Here is a 23,793-nt window from a genome sequence, read left to right on the forward strand (position 1 = left end):
TTATCATTAAAGTATGCTGATTGTTTTTGAGAAGAAATAAAAAGGCGAACTGTCAATGTTCGCCTTTTTTGTTGAATGGAATACCTACTTAAGCAGAATTAGTTTTTTAGTTTCCACAAAATTACCAGAGGTGAGTGTGTAGAAATAAATTCCACTGGTCAAGTTGTAGGCATTAAATTCGACAGAATAGTTGCCTGCTTCCTGATTTTCATTAACCAAAGATGCTACTTCTGTTCCGAGTATATCATATACTTTTAATGATACCAAACCTGGTGATTTAATTGAGTAGCTTATTGTTGTAGTGGGATTGAATGGGTTTGGGTAATTCTGACTTAACGAATAAGCATACACGGCTCCATTGAAAGGGTTATCAGCAGTTGGTTTTGATGGAGGAGTTCCTTGTAATATTGCTTCAACTTCATTTGATGGTAATGAAACTTTTGATGTTAAGTCAACAGCCGTAATATAATACTTAGCTACAACTTCATTTTCACAATGCGCACCGGGTGGAGGATTACAAACTGTTTCTTCATTATCAACATATTCAGTTGGTAATGAAACAGAAACAGTTGTAAGCAAAGTGTAATTTCCTGTACCTTTCTTCCTGTAAATACGATAATAATCCACATCCTGTTCAGGATTTTTCTGCCAAACTAATTTAGGATGATTATTATGAGAACTCATAGTAAGATTTTGTGGTGCAATTGGATTTTGATTGTCCCATCTGTAACGCAGAATATTTCCGTTATTGCTCCCCAAATTATCTTTCCATATTACGTGAACTTCGTTACCTGCTGAAGATAAATTTACTGGCGGATTAAATACAGCTTGCTGATTATTATTCCAATAAAAGAGATCGGGAGCGATAAATTGAGTACTGAGATTCTTTTGACGATATAATCCTGGATAGAATTCATCCCAATAGGCAGTGTGACTTGCACCATCAAATGTTGTAGTTGTGTGTACTCTAAATGTTTCATTTCTCGGTTTAGCATAACTTTCCCAAATTAGACTGCCAGTCTTTGTTAATATTCTGTATTGAAAATATATCTCATTTGGATTGGTAGTTGAGTAAGAATAGTAGTAATAAACATAATCACTACCAACCGTGAAGCCTACTGGCGCTGATCCAGAAAGGTTTGAAGGATTAAGACTATAACCCGTATATTTACTTCCCCACTGATTTGCTGTAATATTATACTCTCTGAATTTGCCAGTTGTAAGTGAGTTACGATAAATAAAATATACTTTGTCTTCATCTGCATCTTTCCAAGCCGCTATCCTGGGTGCCGTACCTGTTTCTGTATCGGAAACTGTATATCGCGAAGTCCAAGCACTTCCATCAAGAATATATTTTCTACTATAATAAACTGAATTACTAATTTGAAAAGAAATATGAAGATTGTTGTTGGAAACTACCGACTCAATATTACTACCATTACTATTTGAAGGGGTTTGAGATAAATAAGACCAGGAACTCCCGCCATTTGTACTTACTCTTGTCCTGATAAAAGTTTCATTGCTTCTTCTGTAAACTACATAAAGTCTTGTTTCATTTCCGGTTATGCTTGGTGAAACAACAGAAACACTTTCAAGAGTAATAGGTGAGCCTGCCTGACCATTTAAATTCATTTTGTAATACTTCAAAGAGTTACTCTCCTGAACAATTATGTGATTCCCATCCTGATTAGTGAATATATCGAATGATAAAGCTGAACCAACATTTATATTAGTTTCCTTAACAGATCCCCATTCAGGATTCTGTGCTGTAATGACTGACGAAAAACAAAACAGGATTACGAATATTACGTATCTCCCTAAATAAAGGGATTTAATTTTATTAAACATTTTTCTTTCTCCTTATTTTAAAAGAATTGTTTTAGTTGTTTTAAAGACATTGTCTGTCTGGAGACTGATAAAGTAAATTCCGCTTGAAAGTGGATTACCGTATTTGTCTTTTGCTTCCCAGTGGGTTTCATATTCCCCGGGAGAAAGTTGCTCTTCTAACAGTGTTTTTATTTCTTTCCCTAATGAATTATAAATTTTAATTTTTACAAAACCTTCCTTTACTATTGAAAATCTAACTGATGATATTGAGTTGAATGGAACAGGATAACTTTTTATATATATATCAAAACTAATTGAATCAGTATTTAATTGTTCAACACCTACTGCACCATTTTGTTTTAGTATATAGCTAAAATTTATAGCTTGACCATTTTCAGATTTTTGGAATGGTAAAAGAATATCAATTTTTCCATCTCCATTTAAATCTGCAATATTCAATGGGAGGAACTCAACGGTTGGCTCAGTAGCTTCACCAATTTTTACATAATAAATTCCATATTGATGATTGTTCGGTGAGCCTTCAAACTTTAATATTAAGATAGTATTTGCAACAGATAAAATAAGTTCTTCTTTATTATCTCTGTCAAGGTCAGTTGACTGCAGGTAAAAAGTGTAAAGTGAATTTATATATCTTAATTCAATCATTGCAACAGGTTCGTAGTTATTATCTCCGTTTGCCTCGTAACATTCAAGTCGTGTAATGCCTTCAACAAAATCCTGCCCGCCAATCCAGAATTCCGGCTTTCCGTTTCCATCAATATCATTTGTTGTGGTTTTCATATATGCATTGAATGTAGAAAAATTACTCTGCCAGATTAACTCATAAAGATTCTCTTTAGTAGCTTCAATAGAGTATATTATCCCTTGTGTAGTACCTGATACTAATTCAGTTTTACCATTGTAGTTGAAATCATTAATCGCAAATCCCGATGGAACATTTACAGTAGTTGTATCAGACGTAATTTGTTCATAAACAGTTGAAAAATTATTTGTGCTATCCTTGAATTCACTAATAATAATTAATGGGATACCATTTGCATCAGAACTTATAAAAGCACAATCAGGTATGCCGTTTTTATCAAATTCACCAAGGGTCATATCATATATTGAGAAAAATGGGATGCTATAATAAAAAATGAAATCAAAAGTAGTTGGCAAAACACCTATAGAATCGCTTCTATAAACAACAAATTGTGGTATTGTATCGTTATAATAATTCATAAATATCTCTTTTTCGCCACTGCTGTGCAATTCACCCATAGCTTTTACAGATAATGTAGCAGAATCTTCATATGCATAGAGCGGTCCAAATACTCCATTTTCATTTCTTTCGTAAACTTCAACTGGTCCTCCATTAATCCCTAGAAAAGAAGAATGATGTTTACCATAAATTTCGGGTCTGCCGTTTCTATTTAAATCATCTACATATGGTGGAGTAAAAACATAGTCATTATTTAAAGCAACTCTTTGCCAAAATGTAAATTTGTTGTTGTATTTGGTAGTATCAATTTCCCACATATTTATTATTGTTGTATCAACAGAGTTATTATTAACATCGGTATTTTCTTTTCGGTTCAGGCTAAATACTCTGCTTTCTCCCGTTCTGTATGTTAGCTTGTAAACATTCGGAGAGATTTCTTCAACCTTGCCGCCTTGTGCAACAAACCTTCGTAACTCAGCTTCTTTGTTGAATGTGTTTTTCTGTGCAACAATAATTGCACTTAATCCAAAAACCAGGAATAAAAATATTTTATTCATTTTGCTACACAATATTTAATAGGGAAAGAAATATTTACTGTTAGATTCCGAAACAAGCTTGCCTGCTGCAAGCAGGTTCAGAATGACGGATGACTTTGTCAAGTTATGTAAAACCGGTTGTATAAAAATTTGTGGATAAGAAAAGATTTGTGAAAGGAAGATGAACATTATTCAGGCACAAAAGAATTATGGGAGAGGAAATCATTTTGTTTTCCTCCCAGAGAGAGAGAGAGAGAGTAAATATTGTGCCAGAAAATATTCATCAATCAGCTATCTTGAATTAATTTCAACAGGAACTTAAGCAGTGGATTTTACAAAGTCAAGCAGTCCTATTTTAATTTTTTTACGACGATATGTTCCGAATATCAAATAACTACAAACTCTGACTTTTGAATCTATTATACATCTGCTTGACCTCGAAGGTAGATCTGTCAATACAGGCTTACTTCCTTGAAAGCAGATCGTTAATTAGATATATTTAACACGTGAGATAATAATTAATATACACGAGAGAAATTGTAATAATGCTTATCTCACGTGTTGAACGAACTGAATTTATGTTCAATAAAGGAAAATTTTTTGGAAAAATTAAAGGATTTGGAATCTCACATGTCTGAAAATAATTCAATAGTAGATAGCATACCCGAAGAATTGCCAATTTTACCACTGAGAGATATCGTAATCTTTCCTTATATGATATTTCCTGTGCTTGTTGGCAGAGAACAATCTATCCGAGCAGCAAATTATGCTGTTGAGCACACAAAATACATTTTCTTATCAACACAAAAAAAATCAGCAGTTGAGGATCCTTCAATAAAAGATTTATATCCGGAAGGTACAGTTGCAAAAATTGTTCAGATATTAAAACTGCCAAATGGATTAATGAAAATTCTCGTTGATGGTTTGTTCCAGGCAAAGATAATTGAGTTCACGAATAATAAAAGTTTCTTTGAAGGTAAAATTGAATTAATAATTCCGGGTGTTGAGAATGACCATGAAATGAACGCTATGATCAGACAAATGACGCAGTTGTTTAAGGATTATGTGAAGATCAGTAAGAACGTACCAAAGGATACAATAACTGCTTTTGATAATATCGAAGAACCTGACAGAAAACTTTTTTATGCTGCGGCAAATATCAATCAGTCAATTGAAGTCAAGCAAACTATTCTTCAAAAATTTACACTTAAAGAACAATATCTTGAAGTAATCAAAGTATTGAATTCTGAAATTGATATACTTAGAATTGAAAAGGAGATCGATAACAAAGTCCAGGAAAACATTGCAAAGACACAACGTAAGTTTATCATACAGGAACAAATAAAAATTTTGCAGGATGAACTCGGAGAAGATGAAGATGCATCGCCGGAATTTGTGAAGATACGCGAACAGATTAAGAAAGCTAAGATGCCGAAGGAAGTTGAGGATAAAGCTTTTGAAGAATTCAACAAGCTTAGAAAAACTCCGCCAATGTCTCCTGAATCAACAGTGATAAGAAATTATCTTGATTGGCTTGTTGGTGTTCCGTGGAGTAATAAATCAAAAGACAATCTGAACATCAAGCACGTTCAGAAAATTCTGGATGAAGATCATTTCGGTCTTGAAAAACCAAAAGAAAGAATCATTGAACATATTGCTGTTTTGAATTTAGTAAAACAGATGAAAGGACAAATTTTGTGTTTTGTCGGACCTCCCGGAGTTGGAAAAACTTCTCTCGGTAAGTCAATTGCCAGAGCTCTCGGAAGAAATTTTGTTCGTATCAGTCTCGGCGGTGTTCGTGATGAAGCTGAAATTCGCGGTCACAGAAGAACTTACATTGGCTCAATGCCCGGTAAAATAATTCAATCAATGAAACGAGCCGGAACTATTAATCCTGTTATTCTTCTCGATGAAATTGATAAAATGAGTATGGATTTCAGAGGTGATCCTTCATCAGCAATGCTCGAAGTTCTAGATCCGGAACAGAATCATACTTTTAACGATCACTATCTTGAAGTTGATTACAATCTTCAGCAAGTAATGTTCATAACTACTGCAAACATTCGTTACAACATTCCTCTTCCGCTTCAGGACAGAATGGAAATAATTGAACTCCCCGGTTATCTTGAATATGATAAACTGGAAATTGCAAAGAAACATCTAATACCAAAACAATTAAAAGCTCACGGACTTGAAAATAAAAATATTGAGTTTAATGAAAATGCGATTAAAAAAATTATCGGTGAATACACAAGAGAGGCAGGAGTTAGAAATCTTGAAAGAGAGATTGCTTCGATTTTCAGAAAGCTCGCAAAAGAAATCGTTGTAAAAGAATCGACAAATGGAAAAAATAAAAAGAAATCTAAATATGTTATCACCGAAGAATTGGTTGAAGAATATCTGAAAACTCCAAGATACAGATATCAGAGACATAGCAAAGGAAACAAAGTAGGCAGCGTAACCGGATTAGCATGGACAAGTACAGGCGGTGAATTACTTTCTGTTGATGTTACAATTATGAACGGAGCTGGAAAATTAAATCTCACAGGTCAGCTTGGAAATGTTATGAAAGAATCAGCTCAGGCAGCCTTGAGCTATCTTAGAGCTTCTGCTAAACACTTAGGTTTAAATCCGGATTTCTTTAAAGGAAGAGAAATTCATATTCATTTACCCGAAGGTGCAATTCCAAAAGATGGTCCGTCCGCAGGAGTTGCGATGGCAATGGCAATGCTTTCAGCAATAAGCGGTAAACCCGCATCGAACAATGTTGCAATGACTGGTGAAATAACTTTGACAGGTTCAGTTCTTGCGATTGGTGGGCTGACAGAAAAACTTTTAGCTGCAAAAAGAAACAACATTAAAACAGTTCTTATTCCAAAAGAAAATGAAATTGATTTGAAAGAAGTGTCGGATAAAGTTAAATCAGGGTTAGATATTATCACAATTGATAAAGCAGAACAGGCTATTCCATTTCTGTTTGATGGAGTCAAATCGAAAAAAACTGCTGAAGTGAAAAAAGAAAAAACAACAAAGAAAAATAGATGATGATTGAGGAAATCAGAATTGATAAACATCTGTCTGAAGAAGAACGGTACAGACTTCTTGTTTCTCAAATAAAATCTCTTCTGATGAAAGAAGATAATTTAATTTCCAATCTTTCAAACTTTACCGCTATCATCAAAGATACTTTCGATAAAATTAGTTGGGTCGGTTTCTATCTTTTCAACGGCGAAAAACTATATCTCGGACCTTTCCAGGGAAAAGTTGCCTGCACCAATATCGAAATAGGAAAAGGTGTCTGCGGAACTGCTGCCAGAAAAAGAGAGACGATAATAGTTGCTGATGTTGATATGTTTCCCGGTCACATTGCCTGCGACAGCAGTTCAAAATCAGAAATTGTTATCCCACTAATTCAAACCGGTAAATTACTCGGTGTTCTGGATATTGACAGTTATGAACTGAATTCTTTTGGAATAATTGACAAAAATTATTTAGAAGAAATTTGTAAATTTCTATGTGATGAAATCTTTCCATCAAACAATAAAAAGTAAATGAGCAATTTTGTAGTAACAGCAAGAAAGTGGAGACCGCAGCGATTTGAAGATGTTGTTGGTCAGGAACATATAACAAGCACGCTGAAGAATGCAATCAAAGAAAAAAGAATTGCGCATGCATATTTGTTTACCGGTCCACGCGGTGTTGGTAAAACTACAACCGCAAGAATTCTTGCAAAGACATTAAACTGTGAGAACAGAAAAAACTCAGAACCCTGCAATGAATGTGAAATGTGTAAATCAATTCAGAGTTCTCAGCTGATTGATATAATCGAAATTGATGGTGCATCGAACAGAGGAATTGATGAAATCAGGACTTTGAGAGATTCAGTTAAATACGCACCAACTCGTGGAAAATATAAGGTTTACATTATTGATGAAGTGCATATGCTGACAAAAGAATCATTCAATGCATTTCTGAAAACACTTGAGGAACCACCGGAACATGTCATCTTTATCTTTGCAACTACAGATGTTCATAAAGTTCCACTTACAATTATTTCGAGATGCCAGAGATACGATTTCAGAAGAATCCAGCTCGATAAAATAAAAGAGACTCTGAAGATGATCGCTGATGAGGAAAAAATAAAAATCGATGATAAAACGCTGACAATCATTGCAAAGAAAGCTGATGGTGCATTACGTGATGCTGAAAGTTATTTTGATCAGATTGTAGCATTCTCCAAGGGAAAAATTGATGCAGAGCTTGTAACACAAATGCTCAACCTGATTGATGAAGAAATTTATTTTCATATTTCAGATGCAGTAATTAATAGAGACTTCAAAGTTGTATTTCAAAGTTCTGAAAAAATCTATGAAAATGGCTGGGACTTCAGCGATTTGCTGGATGGTTTAACCGAACATTTCAGAAATATTTTATCAGTTGTAATAACTGATTCTACAGATAATATCGAAACTGCAGATGTTTATAAATCAAAATATTTAAGCTACTCGAATAAATTCTCTGAAAGTGATATTCTCCGACTTCTTAACTTTCTGAATAAATCGCAGCAAGAACTTCGCTATTCACAAAATCAAAAACTGAAAATTGAAATTATCCTTAGCCATCTGATTGGTCTCGAAAATTCAAAAACTATCTCAGAATTAGTTTCAGAAGTTGATAGAACCGATTCAAAAAATATCAGTGTAAAAGAACCAGCAAAAACTTTCTACTCCTCCGAACCTACTTCTAAAAAAAAAGCAGGCAATAATCAGGTCGCTCTGAAAAAACCTGAATCTGTTGAAGACTCACAAACATCCAAAACGGATAATCCAATTCCGCAGCCGCATTTAGACTTTGAAGAAGTTGTCAAAAAATGGGAAGGATTTATCGAATCTATTAATTCGGAAAAAGGATTTACTCTCGGACCTGCCTTGAAAAATTTCAGTCTTCTATCATTAAAAGATAATAATTTGTATTTTTCATCTGTGAACGAAGCTGATATAAACATATTCAGAATCAACGAAAAATATCTGACAAAAAAATCAGAAGAATTTTTTGGTCGAAGATTTAATTTTTCAATTAGTCATACAAAAATCCTTAATAGCGACAAGCCTCAAAAAAACCTGGAATCAGATTCCGCATCCACCGCTTCACCAGATCCTTACGAAGAGATAATACTTAACGAACTTGACGGCGAAAAAATTGCTTAATTGCTAATTTTTTAAGTTTTTAATCCATATCATTGCTTGTGTAACTATGTCTCTCAATATCTTTGATTTGGCGTTAATAATCGATATTTTTGTAGTCTATGTCAAAAGGACTTGTTGTAGCAATTGATGGTCCTGCCGGTTCCGGAAAAAGCACTTCGGCTAAGCTTATCGCTCAAAAACTTGGTTACATATACATAGACACAGGTGCAATGTACCGTGCGATAACTTACCTTGCTCTTCAAAACGGAGCAATTGGTGATGAAATCAGAATAATTGAACTGGCAAGGAGATGTAAAATTGATCTTAAGTTTGAAGATGGTGAAGTTATTGTTCTTTTAAATGATAAGAATGTTTCAAAAGATATTCGTTCAACTGAAGTCAACGAGCATGTAAGTGAAGTGAGCAGAATCAGCGAAGTGAGAAAATTGCTTGTAGAAAAACAAAGAGATATGGGTGAAAGAGAAAAAGGTATTGTTATGGAAGGTAGAGATATCGGAACAGTTGTTTTTCCAAATGCTGATGTCAAAATCTTCTTAACAGCATCTCTTGATATACGCGCAGACCGTCGAGCCAGAGAATATCTTGAAAAAGGATCACGCGTTCTTGTTAATGATATCAGAGAAAATTTATCAAACAGAGATAAAATTGATTCAAGCAGGAATGATAGTCCATTAACAAAAGCAGCAGATGCCATTGAAGTTGATACAACTAATGTTTCAATTGATCAGCAAGTAAATTTGATATTAGAAGAAGTACAAAAAGCTGCAACGAAAAAAAATATTCAATTAAAAATTAATAAACCGGCTAACTAATTATGTCAAACAAAACAAACTATATCTTCTCTGTTCATCCGGTTTTGAGCGGAAAGATATTTAATTAATTTCAGGAGGATTAATGACCACTGATGTGAAAGTAAAGTCAACCAATGTATTAGAAGATTTCGAAAAAGCGAAAAATAAGTTCAATACATACGATTACACACAGGAAGAATTCGAACAGCTTGCTAATATGTACACCGAATCATTTCGGGATGTAAAGCAAGGTGAACTTGTTAAAGGTAAACTAGTAAGAATTCAGGATGATAATGTAATTATTGATGTCGGATTTAAATCTGAAGGTACTATTCCAAGAAGTGAGTTCGGCGAAGATGCAAAACTTGAAGTTGGACAGGAAGTTGAAGTAGTACTTGAAAGTGTAGAAGACCAGGAAGGAAATCTCGTTCTAAGTAAATCACGGGCAGATTTCTTACGAATCTGGGAGAAAGTTCTGCGAGCCCACGATACCGGCGAAATCATCGATGGAAAAATTATCAAAAGAATTAAAGGCGGAATGGTTGTTGATTTAATCGGGATGGAAGCATTTTTACCCGGATCACAAATTGATATCAGACCAATCAGAGATTTTGATGCTTTAGTTGGACAAACAATGGATTTCAAAGTTGTGAAAGTAAACATCCCAACGGAAAACGTTGTTGTTTCTCACAAAGTACTTATTGAAGAAGAAATTGCAGATCAAAGAAAAGCAATTCTTGAAAGCCTTGAAAGAGGTCAGATACTTGAAGGTGTTGTTAAAGCTGTAACAGATTTCGGTGTTTTTGTTGATCTTGGTGGAGTGGATGGTTTAATTCATATAACCGATCTTAGCTGGGGAAGAATAAATCACCCAAGCGAAGTTGTTAAACTTGATGAAACTCTTAAAGTTGTTGTAACAGACTACGATGAAGCAAAGAGGAGAATCTCTCTCAGCCTTAAAAAACTACTCCCGCATCCATGGGAAAATATTGACGAGAAATATAAAATTGGTGATAAGGTTGCTGGCAGAGTTGTTTCACTTACTGATTACGGCGCTTTCATTGAAATTGAAAAAGGTATTGAAGGTCTGATTCATAATTCTGAAATGAGTTGGACTCAGCATATCAAACATCCTTCACAGGTTGTTGCGATGGGACAGATTGTTGAAGCAATTATTCTGAGTCTGGATAAAGATGAAAAGAAAATTTCTCTTGGAATCAAACAACTTGAACCAGATCCATGGCAGACATTGATGATTAAATACCCTGTTGGTTCAAGACATACAGGTGTTGCAAGAAATCTTACCAATTTTGGTGTATTTGTTGAACTTGAGCCGGGTGTGGATGGACTTGTACATATTTCTGATCTTTCCTGGACTAAGAAGATTCGTCACCCCGGGGAAGTTGTAAAGAAAGGTGAATCGCTTGAAGTTATCGTGCTAAGTGTTGATGTTGAATCAAGAAAAATTTCACTCGGTCATAAACAAATTATGGATAATCCATGGGATACATTCGAACAGAAATTTGCTGTTGGAACTATCTCTGAGGGAAAAGTAGTTCGAATTATTGAGAAAGGATTGATTGCTGAATTACCGGAAGGCGTTGATGGATTCGTTCCTGCAAATCAATTATCAACTTCTAAATTGAAGAACCTTGCAAATCATTTTCCGGTTGATGATATTATCCCCATAAAAGTAATCGAATTCGATAAGAACAATAAGAAAATTGTACTCAGCACTATTGCTGCATTAAAAGATAAATCAGATAATGAAATTCAGGAATATCTGAATAAACATAAACTTGAGAAAGTATCTCTGGACAGTATTAAAAATGCTGATACAGGTGCAATTGATTCTTCTGAATTCCCGATTTTTGAGATTCAAGAAAATCCTGAAGTAAAAAAGACTGAAGAACCTCAATAATCATTTCATAGTTAAATTTGAAGAGCGGGTATTCATCCCGCTTTTCTTTTAAAAAGTAATGAATAAAAAAGTTGCGTTACATACACTCGGCTGTAAGTTGAACTATTCAGAAACTTCTTCAATCGGCAGTCAATTTCTTGACAAAGAATATGAAATCGTAAGCATCCAGGAAATTGCTGATGTTTATGTTCTGAATACCTGCTCAGTAACGGAATCTGCCGAAAGAGAATGCCGGCAATTAATCAGAAGAGTACTAAGACAAAACCCTGAAGCATTTGTTATCGTGACAGGATGTTATGCTCAGCTTCGCCCTGAAGAAATCGCAAAGATAGATGGAGTAGATGCCGTACTGGGAAGCAACGAGAAGTTCAAACTTTTTTCTCTGATTGAAAATTTTAATAAAAGAGATTTGACTTGTATATCTGTTACTCCCACAGAAAATTTGACTGAGTTTGGTGTAGCTCACTCTACAGATGCCGATAGCAGAACACGAGCATTTTTAAAAATTCAGGATGGATGCGATTATACTTGTTCTTTTTGCACGATCCCATTAGCACGCGGGGCAAGCAGAAGTCTTGCTGTAAATAAAGTTAAAGATGAATTTATAAAATTGCTTGATTCAGGTTACACGGAAATTGTTCTTACTGGTGTGAATGTTGGTGATTATGGAAAAAACATTGATACTAATTTGTTTAAACTTCTCTCGGAACTTATTAGAATCGAAGGTAAATTCAGAATAAGAATAAGTTCAATCGAACCGAATCTTCTTTCAGATGAAATAATTAATCTCACGGCTGACTCAGAAAAACTCTGTAATCATTTTCATATTCCTCTGCAGAATGGAAGTCCACGTATTCTGAAAGCAATGCAGAGAAGATATACATCAGATATTTACTATCATTTGATTCATAAAATTAAAAATCGAATTCCCGATGCAGGAATAGGAGTTGATGTAATAGTTGGATTCCCCGGCGAAACTGAAGAGGATTTCATCCATACCCATAATTTTTTAAGAGATTTGCCAATCTCCTATCTTCACGTTTTCACATACTCGGAAAGACCAAATACAAAAGCAATTTCATTACAAGGTTCAATTGACGTTCAGGAAAGAAAGAGAAGAAATAACATTCTCCGAATATTAAGTGAGAAAAAAAGGACCCGGTTCTATGAAGAGATGATCGGCACAACACAAAAAGTTTTATTTGAGCATAACAGCAAAGATGGAATGATACAGGGCTTTACTTCTAATTATATCAGGGTTCAAACAAATTTTCATGATGCTTTGAAAGGTAAAATAGTGCCTGTAATGCTGGATAATACACCCGAAGAAGTTTGTAATTGTACTTTATTGTCCACAAAAAATTCAGTTGATTTAATCACCGCAGAAACATAAACTTCAAATAAAAAAATATGAAATTATTTTGCCTGATACTTCTGATTTCCTCCACTATCATTTTCTCGCAGACAGAAAATTCAAAATCAATTCAAGAATTAAAAAATACAATAAAAGATTCCGATATTAGCTACAACGCGTCAAACATTGCGATTAATTCATACGTAAGCAATGAAAAGAAAAGTGTTGGGTTGGGAATTGTGTACTCTCTTCTTCTGCCTGGTATGGGTGAACTTTATGCAGATGCTTATGATGTCGGTAAGTATTTTACAATTGCTGATGGACTTTTATGGGGAACGTTTATCGGTATGAGTGCATATTCAAACTGGCAGGAAGATAATTATAAATCTTATGCGGCTACTGCAGCGGGTGTGATAAATGATGCCAATAAAGACGAAGATTTCTATGCTAACATAGGTGACTATACAAGCGTTTACACTTACAATGAACAGAAAGCTTTAGAAAGAAATTTCAACGAGATGTACGATGAGCAATCATATTTCTGGAAATGGAATTCTACTGACGAACGAAGAACTTATCGCGATATGTGGAATTCAAGTGAACAGGCAAGCAACGGAATCAGGTTTGTTGTTGGCGGTTTAATTTTGAACAGATTAGTGAGTGCAATTAACGCAGCGAGAATGGTTTCAGCTTATAATAACAATTTGGAGGAAGAAGTAAGCTGGAATTTTTCTGTGGGATTTATGAGCGTACCAAATTTACCAACAAGTCTTGCATTTAATGTGCAAAAATCATTTTAACAGAATCATCTTCTTAGTCGAACTATAAATACCGGCTTCGAGTTTATAAAAATAAATTCCGCTTGTTAAACCAGACGCATCGAATTTCACATCGTACTCCCCGGGCGATTTTTCCTCATCTACTACATTAGCAACTTCTTTTCCCAAAGCATCATAAATTTTTAGATTAACAAATCCAAAATCCGGAATCCGAAATCCAAACGTCGTTGTTGGGTTAAACGGATTCGGATAATTCTGATACAATACAAAATCTTCAGGACTGGAAATATTATCTTTAACATCTGTCACTGATATAATTTTAACAGGATACTTCGGTCCAAAATTCCATCTGTCTCTAAAATCAGGAATGGAATCCCACACAAGACTTAATCCACAGGAATAAATTGTATCCCAATCAGTAGCTGATTCAAGTGCTTTGTATCCGAACTCCCAATATATCGTATCCTGAGTCGTTGGAAAAGGAAGAGAGAATGCTTGCGTTAATTCGTTTAGTGCCAATGGATGTCGTTCAGAAAAAGAATCCACTAAAACCATTTCACCAAATCTTCCGGCTACGTTATAACCACCGGCTTCAGCCGGACCACCAGCCATTAGCATTTTGTATAGACCCGTCTGTCCGACAAGTAATGACTCGGGACCTTCAATCCATACTTTAACAAGCGTATCACGCTCGGTTGTATGACAAACACATCCACTGCCATTAAGCTCAGTGCAGCCAATCAAAGTAGTTTCTTCAATGTTTGCAACAATAGCAACAGTTAAAAAAACTAGAAATAAAAACGCTAAAAAGTAATTTACCTTCACAAAGTATTAATATTTGTTAATGATTGGCAAAGATATAAAAATTTAGCTACAATATGCGACTCACATTTTAGTGAATCATTCAATAATTTCTTCAGTAACAACATTTTTTAATTGAATAAAACTCATGGCTTTTAACTAATAAAAATACACTGCACGAGAGGATGTTCATTTTTGATCAGAAGACATATTGAACCAAATGTAAAAAAAAAGGGAACTGGGGTTCCCTTTTCAATAAAAGCATTGTAAGTTTATTTATTTTGTAAGCATCATTTTCTTAGTGGATGTTAATTCGCCACTTGTTAGCTGATAGTAATATACTCCGCTTGACAGATTCGATCCATCAAATACTACATCAAATGTTCCTGCCTGCTGGAATTCATTTACTAACGTACTTACTTCTTCCCCAAGTATATCGTAAATTTTCAATGTTACATTTCCGTCAGCAGGAATTGAATACTTGATATTTGTTGATGGATTAAATGGATTCGGATAATTCTGACCAAGATAGAAAACATTCGGTTGTGAGATCTCGATTTCAACTTCATCTGAATATGCAAATGAGCCATCAAAGTCCGTCTGCTTTAATCTGTAAGTATAATTTCCTGAAAGGAGATCCTTATCTCTGAAAAGATAATTTTGAGCTTCTGTTGTTGTTCCTCTTCCTTCAACGAATCCAACTCTTTCGAATTCACCAGTAATCTTTCTTTGGATTTCAAATCCCTGATTGTTCAATTCTGTTGCGGTATTCCAGGTGAGGATAACATCATTTTTATCTGAAGCTGCTGCGAAAGATGTAAGTTCAACAGGTACGATTACATCGAGAGTAATTGTTCTGCGATGAACCGGCGGTGCGCCACCTGGTCCCGTGCCTTGAATTGTGATTGTATAACTTCCCAGTGTTACATTTCCGCTCGTCTGAATGCTTAAAGGAATGCTGGCCGGAAATGAACTGATTGTATTGCCGCTCGGAAAATCAAGCGTAATATTTCCATTTGGAGGAGTTGGACTGACCGTTGCAGTAAATACTGCATCACTCGAATATAATTTAACTCCGGGTACACTTACAGTTACTATTTCCTGACCACCTGAATTAGGAATGATCACAGAATTTGGTGCAACAGTCATTGCGAAATCAGGAAAGTATCCTACAAAGCTGCCAAAGTTATTATTTCTGAAATCTGTCCACATCATAAGTGACTGATTATCCGAAGAAATAATCGCATCATAATCTCCCTGATAACGTGGAGTTCCACCACCAGGGCATGATGTGCAATTGATTCTCATCTTCTGATTGGATATCCGCTGGTTTTGAGCCCATGTTACACCACCGTCATCTGAATAACTTGCATAAATATACGCACTGTCGCTGGTTGGAGTATCGCGAGTATCCATCCACTTAACAAATAATCTTCCGGAACCAACATCGCACCAGATTGATGGATGCCATTGATGATTACCTGTACTGGGAACATCATCATTTACAGTTACTGCAGATGACCAGGTGGTTCCCTGATCAGTTGAATATCTGCAAAATATATCAGGTTTGTTTGCATTACCTGACGGGTTATTGGAAGCATAAACAAGATACAATCTCCCTCTGTATGTACCAGTACTCTGATCAGCAACGATGAATGGATAAGGTCTGGTTCGCATATTTTGTACAGAATTTCTTCCGCCAATATTAGTTCCAACATAATTGGAAAAATTCTGTGCCGATTTTAATGTGAAATTTAAACCACCATTTGTTGAAAGATAAAAAGTGTAAGTAGATGCAAATGCACTGCCTGAGTTTGTTACAACAAAAACATTTCCACCATCAGTTGAACCATTTGGACCAATACAAATCATAAAGCCAGGTAAATTTTGAGTTGAAAACGTATTAGTTGTAGTCCATGATGCACCAAGATTTGTAGATCGTGCAAAATTGCCGGGGGTCATTCCAGTGTAAATATTGCCTGAGTTTGGTCCTGATGTTTGATCTGCAACCATCCAGTTTTTATCCTGACCAGCAACAGCAACGACCCCAGTAGTCCAGGTAGCACCGTTATCTGTTGACCGGATTACCCTGCAACCGGTAACACTTCCGACCATAGTTTCATAATATAAATTTCCTGCGCCATCATAAGTAGTTATTGGGTCACCATTTGGCGAAGCTCCAAAATTTGGTGAGGATGAAGTCCAGTTGTGACCATCTGAAGTTCTCCATGCACCGTTGGTATTATATGCACCAAAATACTGCAGCGGATTTAACGGATTTTGAGAGAGGTGCGGTTCTGCGAAATCAATACCAAGATTGAAATCATCATAACCATTAATAGTTATAACATCCTCTTCTGAATCTGAATGATAGTTTGCCGGGACCCAAACGCTTGGTACCGCATCAACAAGTGGATTATCTCCCTGTGCAATAATATGTCCTGAAAAGAACAGAGACACAGTTATAATAATTAATAGTAGAGAGAGAATTGGTTTTAGTAGCCTGTTATTCACTAAACCTCCTGAATTGATTTATGGATGAATGTAATTAGTTTAATATTTATGTGATGCTCTTTCTGAAAATGATGACTAATATTTCTGAGAACTGCAAACTCAATTAAAGGGATAGAAATACTGCTGTTGGTTCTATTGTAATAATTGTTCAACAAATTTTTGAACAAAATTAAATCTATTTTAGCAATAATCAAAAAAGTTAATCGTTATCTGAAGAATTTACCCCGAACAGTTTTTTATATTCTTCAACATTAAGATTTGTACCTGTCTTAATTTGATCCTCAAAGTCTTCATTTGCTTGTTTTAACTGGTAAGTAAAATCCTCGCTCCGAATTACTTTGCAGCTACACACTCTCCCAAATTCAATCAGATTATTATCTGATGTGATAAGAATGATATTCCTCGGATTTTTGCTCTTCTCAATTTCACTTTTGATCTTGTTATCGGCAGAAGAATTATTCGAATAAATTATTTTGAGATTTGAAGTTTTAACTGATTCTTTTTCAAAACCATCAAAGTGTAAGCTAACAGATGACTTAGTGCTGCTAAAATATCTTGAAAGCATAAAAGAAAGTTTCTCTCTGCTCTGTTGTTTATTTTTCTTTTGTATCTGATTTAAGATTTTATCTTTACCAATCAGGTTATTGCCATCTATTATATAATGTTTCAATTGAATCTGTAGTTTATCATTTAAAATATTTCAATAATTACCGGGTGTTATAGAATTGATCCTGCTTGGTAAGTTTCAAATCCTGCAACTGCGGGGCTTTGACTCTTATCTCAAATCTAAACCCTGTGTATGTACCAATTGGGTTCCATACGAAATTCATCAGCCAGCAATGTAGATCTCTTGAAATCCTTATCTGAGGTGCAGCAAATTCTTTACTTTGAAAATCATAACTTCCCGTTACATCAAATTTCCACAAAGGAGTTAAGCTGAAACTGAAACTACCACTTAGATTTGATTGGATGGTTGAGTTTTCGGGAGTTGGACGGCTAAGGTTGTAATTGTAGCTAAGTGAGATACTCCATGGAATTGTAAAATCAGGATCAGCATTATTATAAATTCCCTGGTAAACACTTTTGCTTTCCTCATCAACAAGACCAAATTCGTCATCTGTTGTTTTGTTTTGATTATCGGAAGAAGCAAATTTTTCACCGGATATACTTGAGGAGACTGAAAAATTTAATCCCGTCAATCTTAATATTCCTTTACCTGCATCAACGAGGTAACGATTAATTCTGGAAATATTTCCACTGTAATCATAAGGAGTAAACCGTGAAGCACCCGATAAATCAAAAAACTCTCCGACCTGAGTTCTATAAGTCAGACTTACATCTGCAAAGTTTAACGAATCTGCGGCAAAATTATATCCGGAACCGATTGTAAGATTCAGCAGTTGAATTTTATTTTCTTTGGACGTTGTATCTGTCGGATCAACTATAGTTTTCATTTCAAAATTATTTCCGATGGAGAAATTTATGTTTTGTTGCTCACCTAGTCCCGAACCGCCATAAACTTCTTTCTGATACCTGTCATATTTCATTGTAGTGCCATCTAATTTAGTATATTGACCATAATAGCCCCAACCGGATTCAGAAAAATCAGGACGATAATTGTATGAAATATTCGGAGTAACTGTATGACGAATAACATTGATGCCAACAGAATTAATATTGAACATTCCATAAAATTTTGTTGAAGCATTTATTCCAACATCAAATGTATTTACTGCACTTAACTTTTTAACTTCATTTGTAATAATCGAATCTTTTCCAGCAGATGAAGCTATAGAATGTTGTTCAATCTGTTCGTTATACCATTTTGAATCAAACCTGATTCTTGGTGAAACAGAAAAGTATCCTATTTTAGGCGACAGATCAGAAGTAACACTATGCTGCAAACCCAATCGTTCTTCCAGATTGCCGGATGTTTTATTTCTTTGATTCTGAAATTGACCTGAATATGAATAACCAAGCAGTTCATACCACTCTCTGTCTATTTCACTTGAAGATGATCTGAATGGATAGCTTTGTGCTAATCTGAATAAAGCACTCGGAAGCACTTCGAAGATATCGTTGGTTTCAAGTACTTGTCTCCTGTTATAATTTATGGAAGCACTATTTCCTGATTCATCCCATGTTTTTGATAAAGTAGCATTTGAAATAATTTCGTTTCTTAAAAGATCATTTAAATCACCTGTACCGTTCTGAAGAAAATCTTTTGAAGCAAATTCAAGATTTGCATCAAGCCGCAATGTGGGAGTGAAATTCTGAGCATGGAAAAACTTGATCCTCCAATCTACCTGCTTATTGTAATTTGGATCGGTCGGTTCACCCTGTGTAAAATCTCTGTAAGAACCTTCAGCAAAACCATTGTAATTATAACGATTCGCATATCTAAATCGCGAACCAACACCAATGCTTCCGCGAGTGTAATAATCCATCGTTGCATTTATATCCATATAATCACTGATCGCCCAGAAGTAACCAAATCTGCTGATATAAGTTCCATATCGTGCATCGCTTCCAAAAACCGGCGGAATTAGACCTGATCTTCTTCCTGATTGCAGCGGAACAATGATAAAAGGCAGAGGTATTGGTACCGGTACACCGCCAAAGTTCAGCCATATCCATTCAGCAGCTAATTCTTCTCCCTGAATCATTTTCATTTTGGGTGATGTAAAACAATAGTGTGGTTCTTTAATATCGCAGGTCGTGTAAACTCCGTCCTGAATGAAATAAGTATCTTTAGTCACTTTTTTAATTTTTGCACCATGATAAAAAGCACCTTCAAGTTCAGTATCAGCAGCAGAAAGCGAACCTTGCCCGGTTTTAAAATTATACCTCATCTGTTTTCCTTCATAAACTTCTCCTGCTTCAGTTAGAACTGGTGTACCAATCAGGGTTGAAGCAGAGGTATCTGAGGGAACTCCAACGGCTTCAATTTCATATTTTTTAAAATCGAGGAAAATGTTAGCACTTTTAATTTCGGACTGCCTGTAATTGATTTTAGCTTCACCGTAAATTGACATTTTCTTTTCTTTGACGAAGAAGAATAATGAATCCGACCCGCTTGCATAAACAACCGTATCGAGATCCGATTTTTTTTGCGATTGAAGTTTTAAAGAGTCTGTCGCAGAAGTTAAAAGAGTATCTTCAATTCCTGTTTGGAGTGAATCTACATTGATTTTTTGAAGTAAATCATCCTGCTGTGCAATTGCACGAATACAAATAACATACACAAGAATTACAGACAGAATGATTTTCATACCTGAAAGATAAAAATATGAAATGATTAAGAATAGTCTGATTATTAGAACGATCGCAATCGAAATTTATTTTCGTTTGAGGACATAAAAAAGCCAGAGCTTACAACTCCGGCTTTTGTAAAAAAGGTTAATTTACTTCAGCAAAATTAATTTCTTCGTCTCCATAAAATTTCCTGAAGTTAATGTGTAGAAATAAATTCCACTCGTCAATGCTGAGCCTGATCGCCTCGGAAGTTCTGCTGCGTTGAAAGTAACTGAATAATTTCCTGCTTCTTGATTTTCATTTACCAATGAAGCTACTTCTGTCCCGAGCATATCATAAACTTTTAGTTGAACCTGTCCGGAAGTTTTTATTGAGTATGAAATTGTTGTTGTTGGATTGAAAGGATTCGGATAATTCTGTTCGAGTAAATATTTCAGAGGAGTTGATAAATCAACTTCCATTTCTTTTGAATATTTAAAACTGCCGTCATAATCAATTTGCTTTAACCTGTATGAATATTTCCCACTCGTTAAACTTGAATCTTTATAAGAGTATTTTTGCTGTTCGGAAGTAGTTCCATGTCCTTCAACAAAACCAACCAATGACCATTGACCATTGACTGATGACCTTTCTATTTCAAATCCTTTATTATTTAACTCACTGGCAGTACTCCAGCTTAACAAAACATTATTGCCTCTGAGCAAAACCGTAAATGAAGTTAATTCTACAGGCACGATAACCGAAGGACGATATATGCTGGTAAATAATCTAAGTTGTCCGTTATTTTCTTGTTGTCTACTTATTAAAATTTCTTCTTTAGAATCACCAGTCAGATCATACATTGAAGCACCATAATAAACATTATAATTACCCACCATCTCATTTTTTTTAATGTAATAAAGTTCATAGGAATGTTGATTAGGACTCCCAGTAAACTTCAGTATCAGAAAATGCTGGTCAACGCATATTCCAAGCTCTTCAACTCCGTCCTTATCAACATCAACTGCAAAGGCATTATAAGCGTCGAATGAGAATACTCCCACAAGCCAGATTTTGGTTACAACTTTATAATTGTTATTCCCGTCAGATTCATAGCATGTATATAACGTTTTGGGAGTACTGCCATAAAAAGCATCCCCTCCGACCCAAAATTCCGGCTTGCCGTTGCCGTCAACATCCATTGTTGTAAAGTGTACATAAGCGTTATAAGTATCAAGAGTATCATTCCAAATATTCTGGTACCCTGTGCCTGGCTGGTATTCCAATACATGCACTAATCCATGAATACTACCTAGTACAATATCTGGATAACCGTTCCCGTCTATATCTTCGGTAGAAAAACCGGCCCCATAGATATCTGGTTCTGGGAAAGCATAAACGGAATCAAAACTATTAAATACAGAATTATACTCGGCAATTGCTGTATATGCATCTAATGAATAATAAAGCAGGTCAGTCAATCCATCGCTATTATAATCACCAAGCATAGGGTCATTCATTTGGTTCCATACAGTAAAACGAAAATCCTCTGTAACAGCAAATGAATTAGGGAATGGTTTTTTATAAATGACTTTTAAGTGTGGTGCCAGTAAATCGGTACTTGATGTAAATAACTGCAACTGCCCATCACCATTTATATCGTACTTACCTTCTGCTCTTGTTATCGTATCGGGATAAGTATATACAATCTTAAATATGCTGTCAGCAGGATCGAGCTCGAAGATTTTTAAAGGTAAGTTAAACCAGCTTGTTTGGTAATGCTTTTCAAAACCATACAATTCGGGCAGGTAATTCTGGTTTATATCTGCTGCTTTAATAGACAGTGGCATTTGCGCAGGAGCCACAGGTACTTCCTGCCAGAAGCTGTACATCTGGTAATAAAGCGTTGTATCAATTATTGTAAGGTCTATTATCGTGCTATCGTAATTTGGCGAGTAGTTCGGGTAATCGGTAACTAGTGATCGGTAATCGGAAATGTTTTTATATAGCACTTTGCCATTAGGGTATTCAAGTTTCAGAATATCTTTTTCAATCTCGGTTACTTTTATGTCATCTCTGTCTTTTAATTGCTGCAACCTTTCTTCTCTGCTCATTTGTGCAAGAGAAACACTACTAACTAAAAACAACAGACAAAAAACTATTTTCAAACGCATCTCTTTATTCCTTTGTTACATAATAAATAGGGAAAGAAAACACTGTTAGAGATTGCTTCTCCGTCAATTGCCGGATCGCAATGACTGATGATTTTTTTCAAGCTATGTAAAACCAGAAGGGAAGAATAAGAAATGAATGGATGGTTGATTGAATGGTAGTATGAAAACTTTGAAAGTTTCATACAGAATAATCTGGATTGGTGAAAATAAATTCACCATCTTTCTCGCTCCAGAGAGAGAGCGCTAAATATCGTGCCAGCTTTGAAGAACTTATTTCTGAAAAAAAGTTCATCGTTTTTCTACCCTGAATTAATTTCAACAGAAACTTAGATAAGGAATTTTAGAAAGTCAATAGATTTGTTAACATAAAAACAAACACGCAAGTTGTAAAAACACATAAACGAGTAAATCAGACATACAGCCATCGTATTATTTTATGAGTTGATTATTTAGGATGAAATACCAACGCAGAAGCACCTTTTATACCGGCATCATTTTTTAATTTTGCAGGATGAACTCTAACCCTTGGTCTTATAGGTGCCATTACTCTGTTTGAAATAGTTTTCCTGATTGAATCGAACAGCGGTTTGCCAAAGCCTGCAATTCCTCCTCCGATAATAAAAACACTTATATCGAGAACATTACAAAGAGAAGTGAATGCTGCACCAAGATGAAAACCAAGTTCAACGATTACAGATTTGGCAAATTTATCGCCTGACTCAGCAGCCTGCTGAATAATACGGGGTGAAACTTTACTTAAATCATTGTTAATCAACTTCCATATTTTTGATTCAGGATGTGATTTAAGCTGCAATCGAACTCTTCGCTTTAAATACTGGTTGCCTGCATAAGCTTCAATACAACCGTAGGATCCGCAATTACATTTTGGTCCTTTATAATCAATTGAGATATGACCAATTTCACCTGCAGCACCAAAATCACCGTGATAGATTTTTTTATTGATAATAATCCCGCCACCAACACCTGTTCCAAGAGTAACCATTATGAAAGATTTATAATTTTTTCCATTTCCGAATGTAAGCTCACCTATCGCAGCAGCATTAGCATCGTTGTCAACGAAGACATTTTTCTTAAACTCTTTGCTAATAATTTTTTTAAGGTTCACTTTTTTCCAGCCCGGTAAGTTTGGAGGATTTTCTACAATGCCTTTCCCCGGAATAACAACACCCGGACAACCAATTCCTATTCCATTAATTTTATATTTTGATCCATTTGTCAACTCCTCAATGGCTGAAATAATTTTACGAATAATTGTTTTTGGACCTTTATCTGCTTCAGTACGAAATGTTATTTTTTTTAAAATTTTACCAGTACTGGTAACAATTCCAATTTTTATATTTGTACCACCGATGTCAACACCAATTGCGTATTTAGTTTTCGTTTTCATTCTAATTTCAAAAATTTTTTTTGAG

The 23,793-nt window shown here is 35.2% G+C and carries 15 protein-coding genes; 7 read left to right on the plus strand and 8 right to left on the minus strand.

Annotation, left to right across the window (positions count from 1 at the left end):
• Positions 1–84: 84 nt before the first annotated feature.
• Together HND39_00885 and HND39_00890 are read right to left on the minus strand one after the other, a co-directional pair.
• A complete protein-coding gene (locus HND39_00885; protein ID QKJ97829.1) occupies positions 85–684 on the minus strand; it encodes a T9SS type A sorting domain-containing protein in 600 nt (199 codons plus the stop codon).
• Between the two features lie 1,176 nt (positions 685–1,860).
• Positions 1,861–3,606, minus strand: coding sequence for a T9SS type A sorting domain-containing protein (locus HND39_00890; GenBank protein QKJ94933.1), 1,746 nt, complete (start codon positions 3,604–3,606; stop codon positions 1,861–1,863).
• Between the two features lie 609 nt (positions 3,607–4,215).
• On the opposite strand from HND39_00890, the gene lon reads away from it, so the two are divergent.
• The 7 genes from lon to HND39_00925 all read left to right on the plus strand — a co-directional run bounded on the left by lon (position 4,216) and on the right by HND39_00925 (position 13,658).
• A complete protein-coding gene (gene lon / locus HND39_00895; GenBank protein ID QKJ97830.1) occupies positions 4,216–6,630 on the plus strand; it encodes an endopeptidase La in 2,415 nt (804 codons plus the stop codon).
• Positions 6,630–7,136, plus strand: coding sequence for a GAF domain-containing protein (locus tag HND39_00900; protein ID QKJ94934.1), 507 nt, complete (start codon positions 6,630–6,632; stop codon positions 7,134–7,136). The genes lon and HND39_00900 overlap by 1 nt, the downstream gene beginning before the upstream one ends.
• A complete protein-coding gene (gene dnaX / locus HND39_00905) occupies positions 7,137–8,792 on the plus strand; it encodes a DNA polymerase III subunit gamma/tau (GenBank protein ID QKJ94935.1) in 1,656 nt (551 codons plus the stop codon).
• A 98-nt stretch (positions 8,793–8,890) separates the two neighbouring features.
• A complete protein-coding gene (locus HND39_00910; protein ID QKJ94936.1) occupies positions 8,891–9,604 on the plus strand; it encodes a (d)CMP kinase in 714 nt (237 codons plus the stop codon).
• A gap of 82 nt (positions 9,605–9,686) precedes the next feature.
• Positions 9,687–11,504, plus strand: coding sequence for a 30S ribosomal protein S1 (rpsA, locus tag HND39_00915; protein ID QKJ94937.1), 1,818 nt, complete (start codon positions 9,687–9,689; stop codon positions 11,502–11,504).
• Between the two features lie 58 nt (positions 11,505–11,562).
• Positions 11,563–12,897: a tRNA (N(6)-L-threonylcarbamoyladenosine(37)-C(2))-methylthiotransferase MtaB gene (mtaB, locus tag HND39_00920; protein QKJ94938.1), complete on the plus strand. Its 1,335-nt coding sequence runs from the start codon at positions 11,563–11,565 to the stop codon at positions 12,895–12,897.
• Between the two features lie 17 nt (positions 12,898–12,914).
• Positions 12,915–13,658: a hypothetical protein gene (locus tag HND39_00925; GenBank protein QKJ94939.1), complete on the plus strand. Its 744-nt coding sequence runs from the start codon at positions 12,915–12,917 to the stop codon at positions 13,656–13,658.
• On the opposite strand, the gene HND39_00930 is transcribed toward HND39_00925, so the two are convergent.
• From HND39_00930 to HND39_00955, 6 genes are all read right to left on the minus strand, one after another.
• The gene (locus HND39_00930; GenBank protein QKJ97831.1) at positions 13,650–14,255 is read right to left on the minus strand and encodes a T9SS type A sorting domain-containing protein; all 606 of its coding nucleotides are present in this window, start codon (positions 14,253–14,255) and stop codon (positions 13,650–13,652) included. The genes HND39_00925 and HND39_00930 overlap by 9 nt on opposite strands.
• A gap of 459 nt (positions 14,256–14,714) precedes the next feature.
• On the minus strand, positions 14,715–16,553 hold the full coding sequence (locus HND39_00935; GenBank protein ID QKJ97832.1) for a T9SS type A sorting domain-containing protein: 1,839 nt from the start codon (positions 16,551–16,553) through the stop codon (positions 14,715–14,717).
• A gap of 598 nt (positions 16,554–17,151) precedes the next feature.
• Positions 17,152–17,622: a hypothetical protein gene (locus HND39_00940; protein ID QKJ94940.1), complete on the minus strand. Its 471-nt coding sequence runs from the start codon at positions 17,620–17,622 to the stop codon at positions 17,152–17,154.
• 37 nt (positions 17,623–17,659) lie between these two features.
• Positions 17,660–20,224, minus strand: a complete 2,565-nt coding sequence (locus HND39_00945; protein ID QKJ94941.1) for an LPS-assembly protein LptD — start codon at positions 20,222–20,224, stop codon at positions 17,660–17,662.
• 132 nt (positions 20,225–20,356) lie between these two features.
• Positions 20,357–22,360, minus strand: coding sequence for a T9SS type A sorting domain-containing protein (locus HND39_00950; protein ID QKJ94942.1), 2,004 nt, complete (start codon positions 22,358–22,360; stop codon positions 20,357–20,359).
• Between the two features lie 445 nt (positions 22,361–22,805).
• Positions 22,806–23,768 carry an ROK family protein gene (locus tag HND39_00955; protein ID QKJ94943.1) on the minus strand — a complete coding sequence of 321 codons (963 nt, stop codon included), beginning with the start codon at positions 23,766–23,768 and terminating at the stop codon, positions 22,806–22,808.
• Positions 23,769–23,793 lie beyond the last annotated feature (25 nt).

Source organism: Ignavibacteriota bacterium, from assembly GCA_013285405.1.
Lineage (GTDB): Bacteria > Bacteroidota > Ignavibacteria > Ignavibacteriales > Ignavibacteriaceae > IGN2.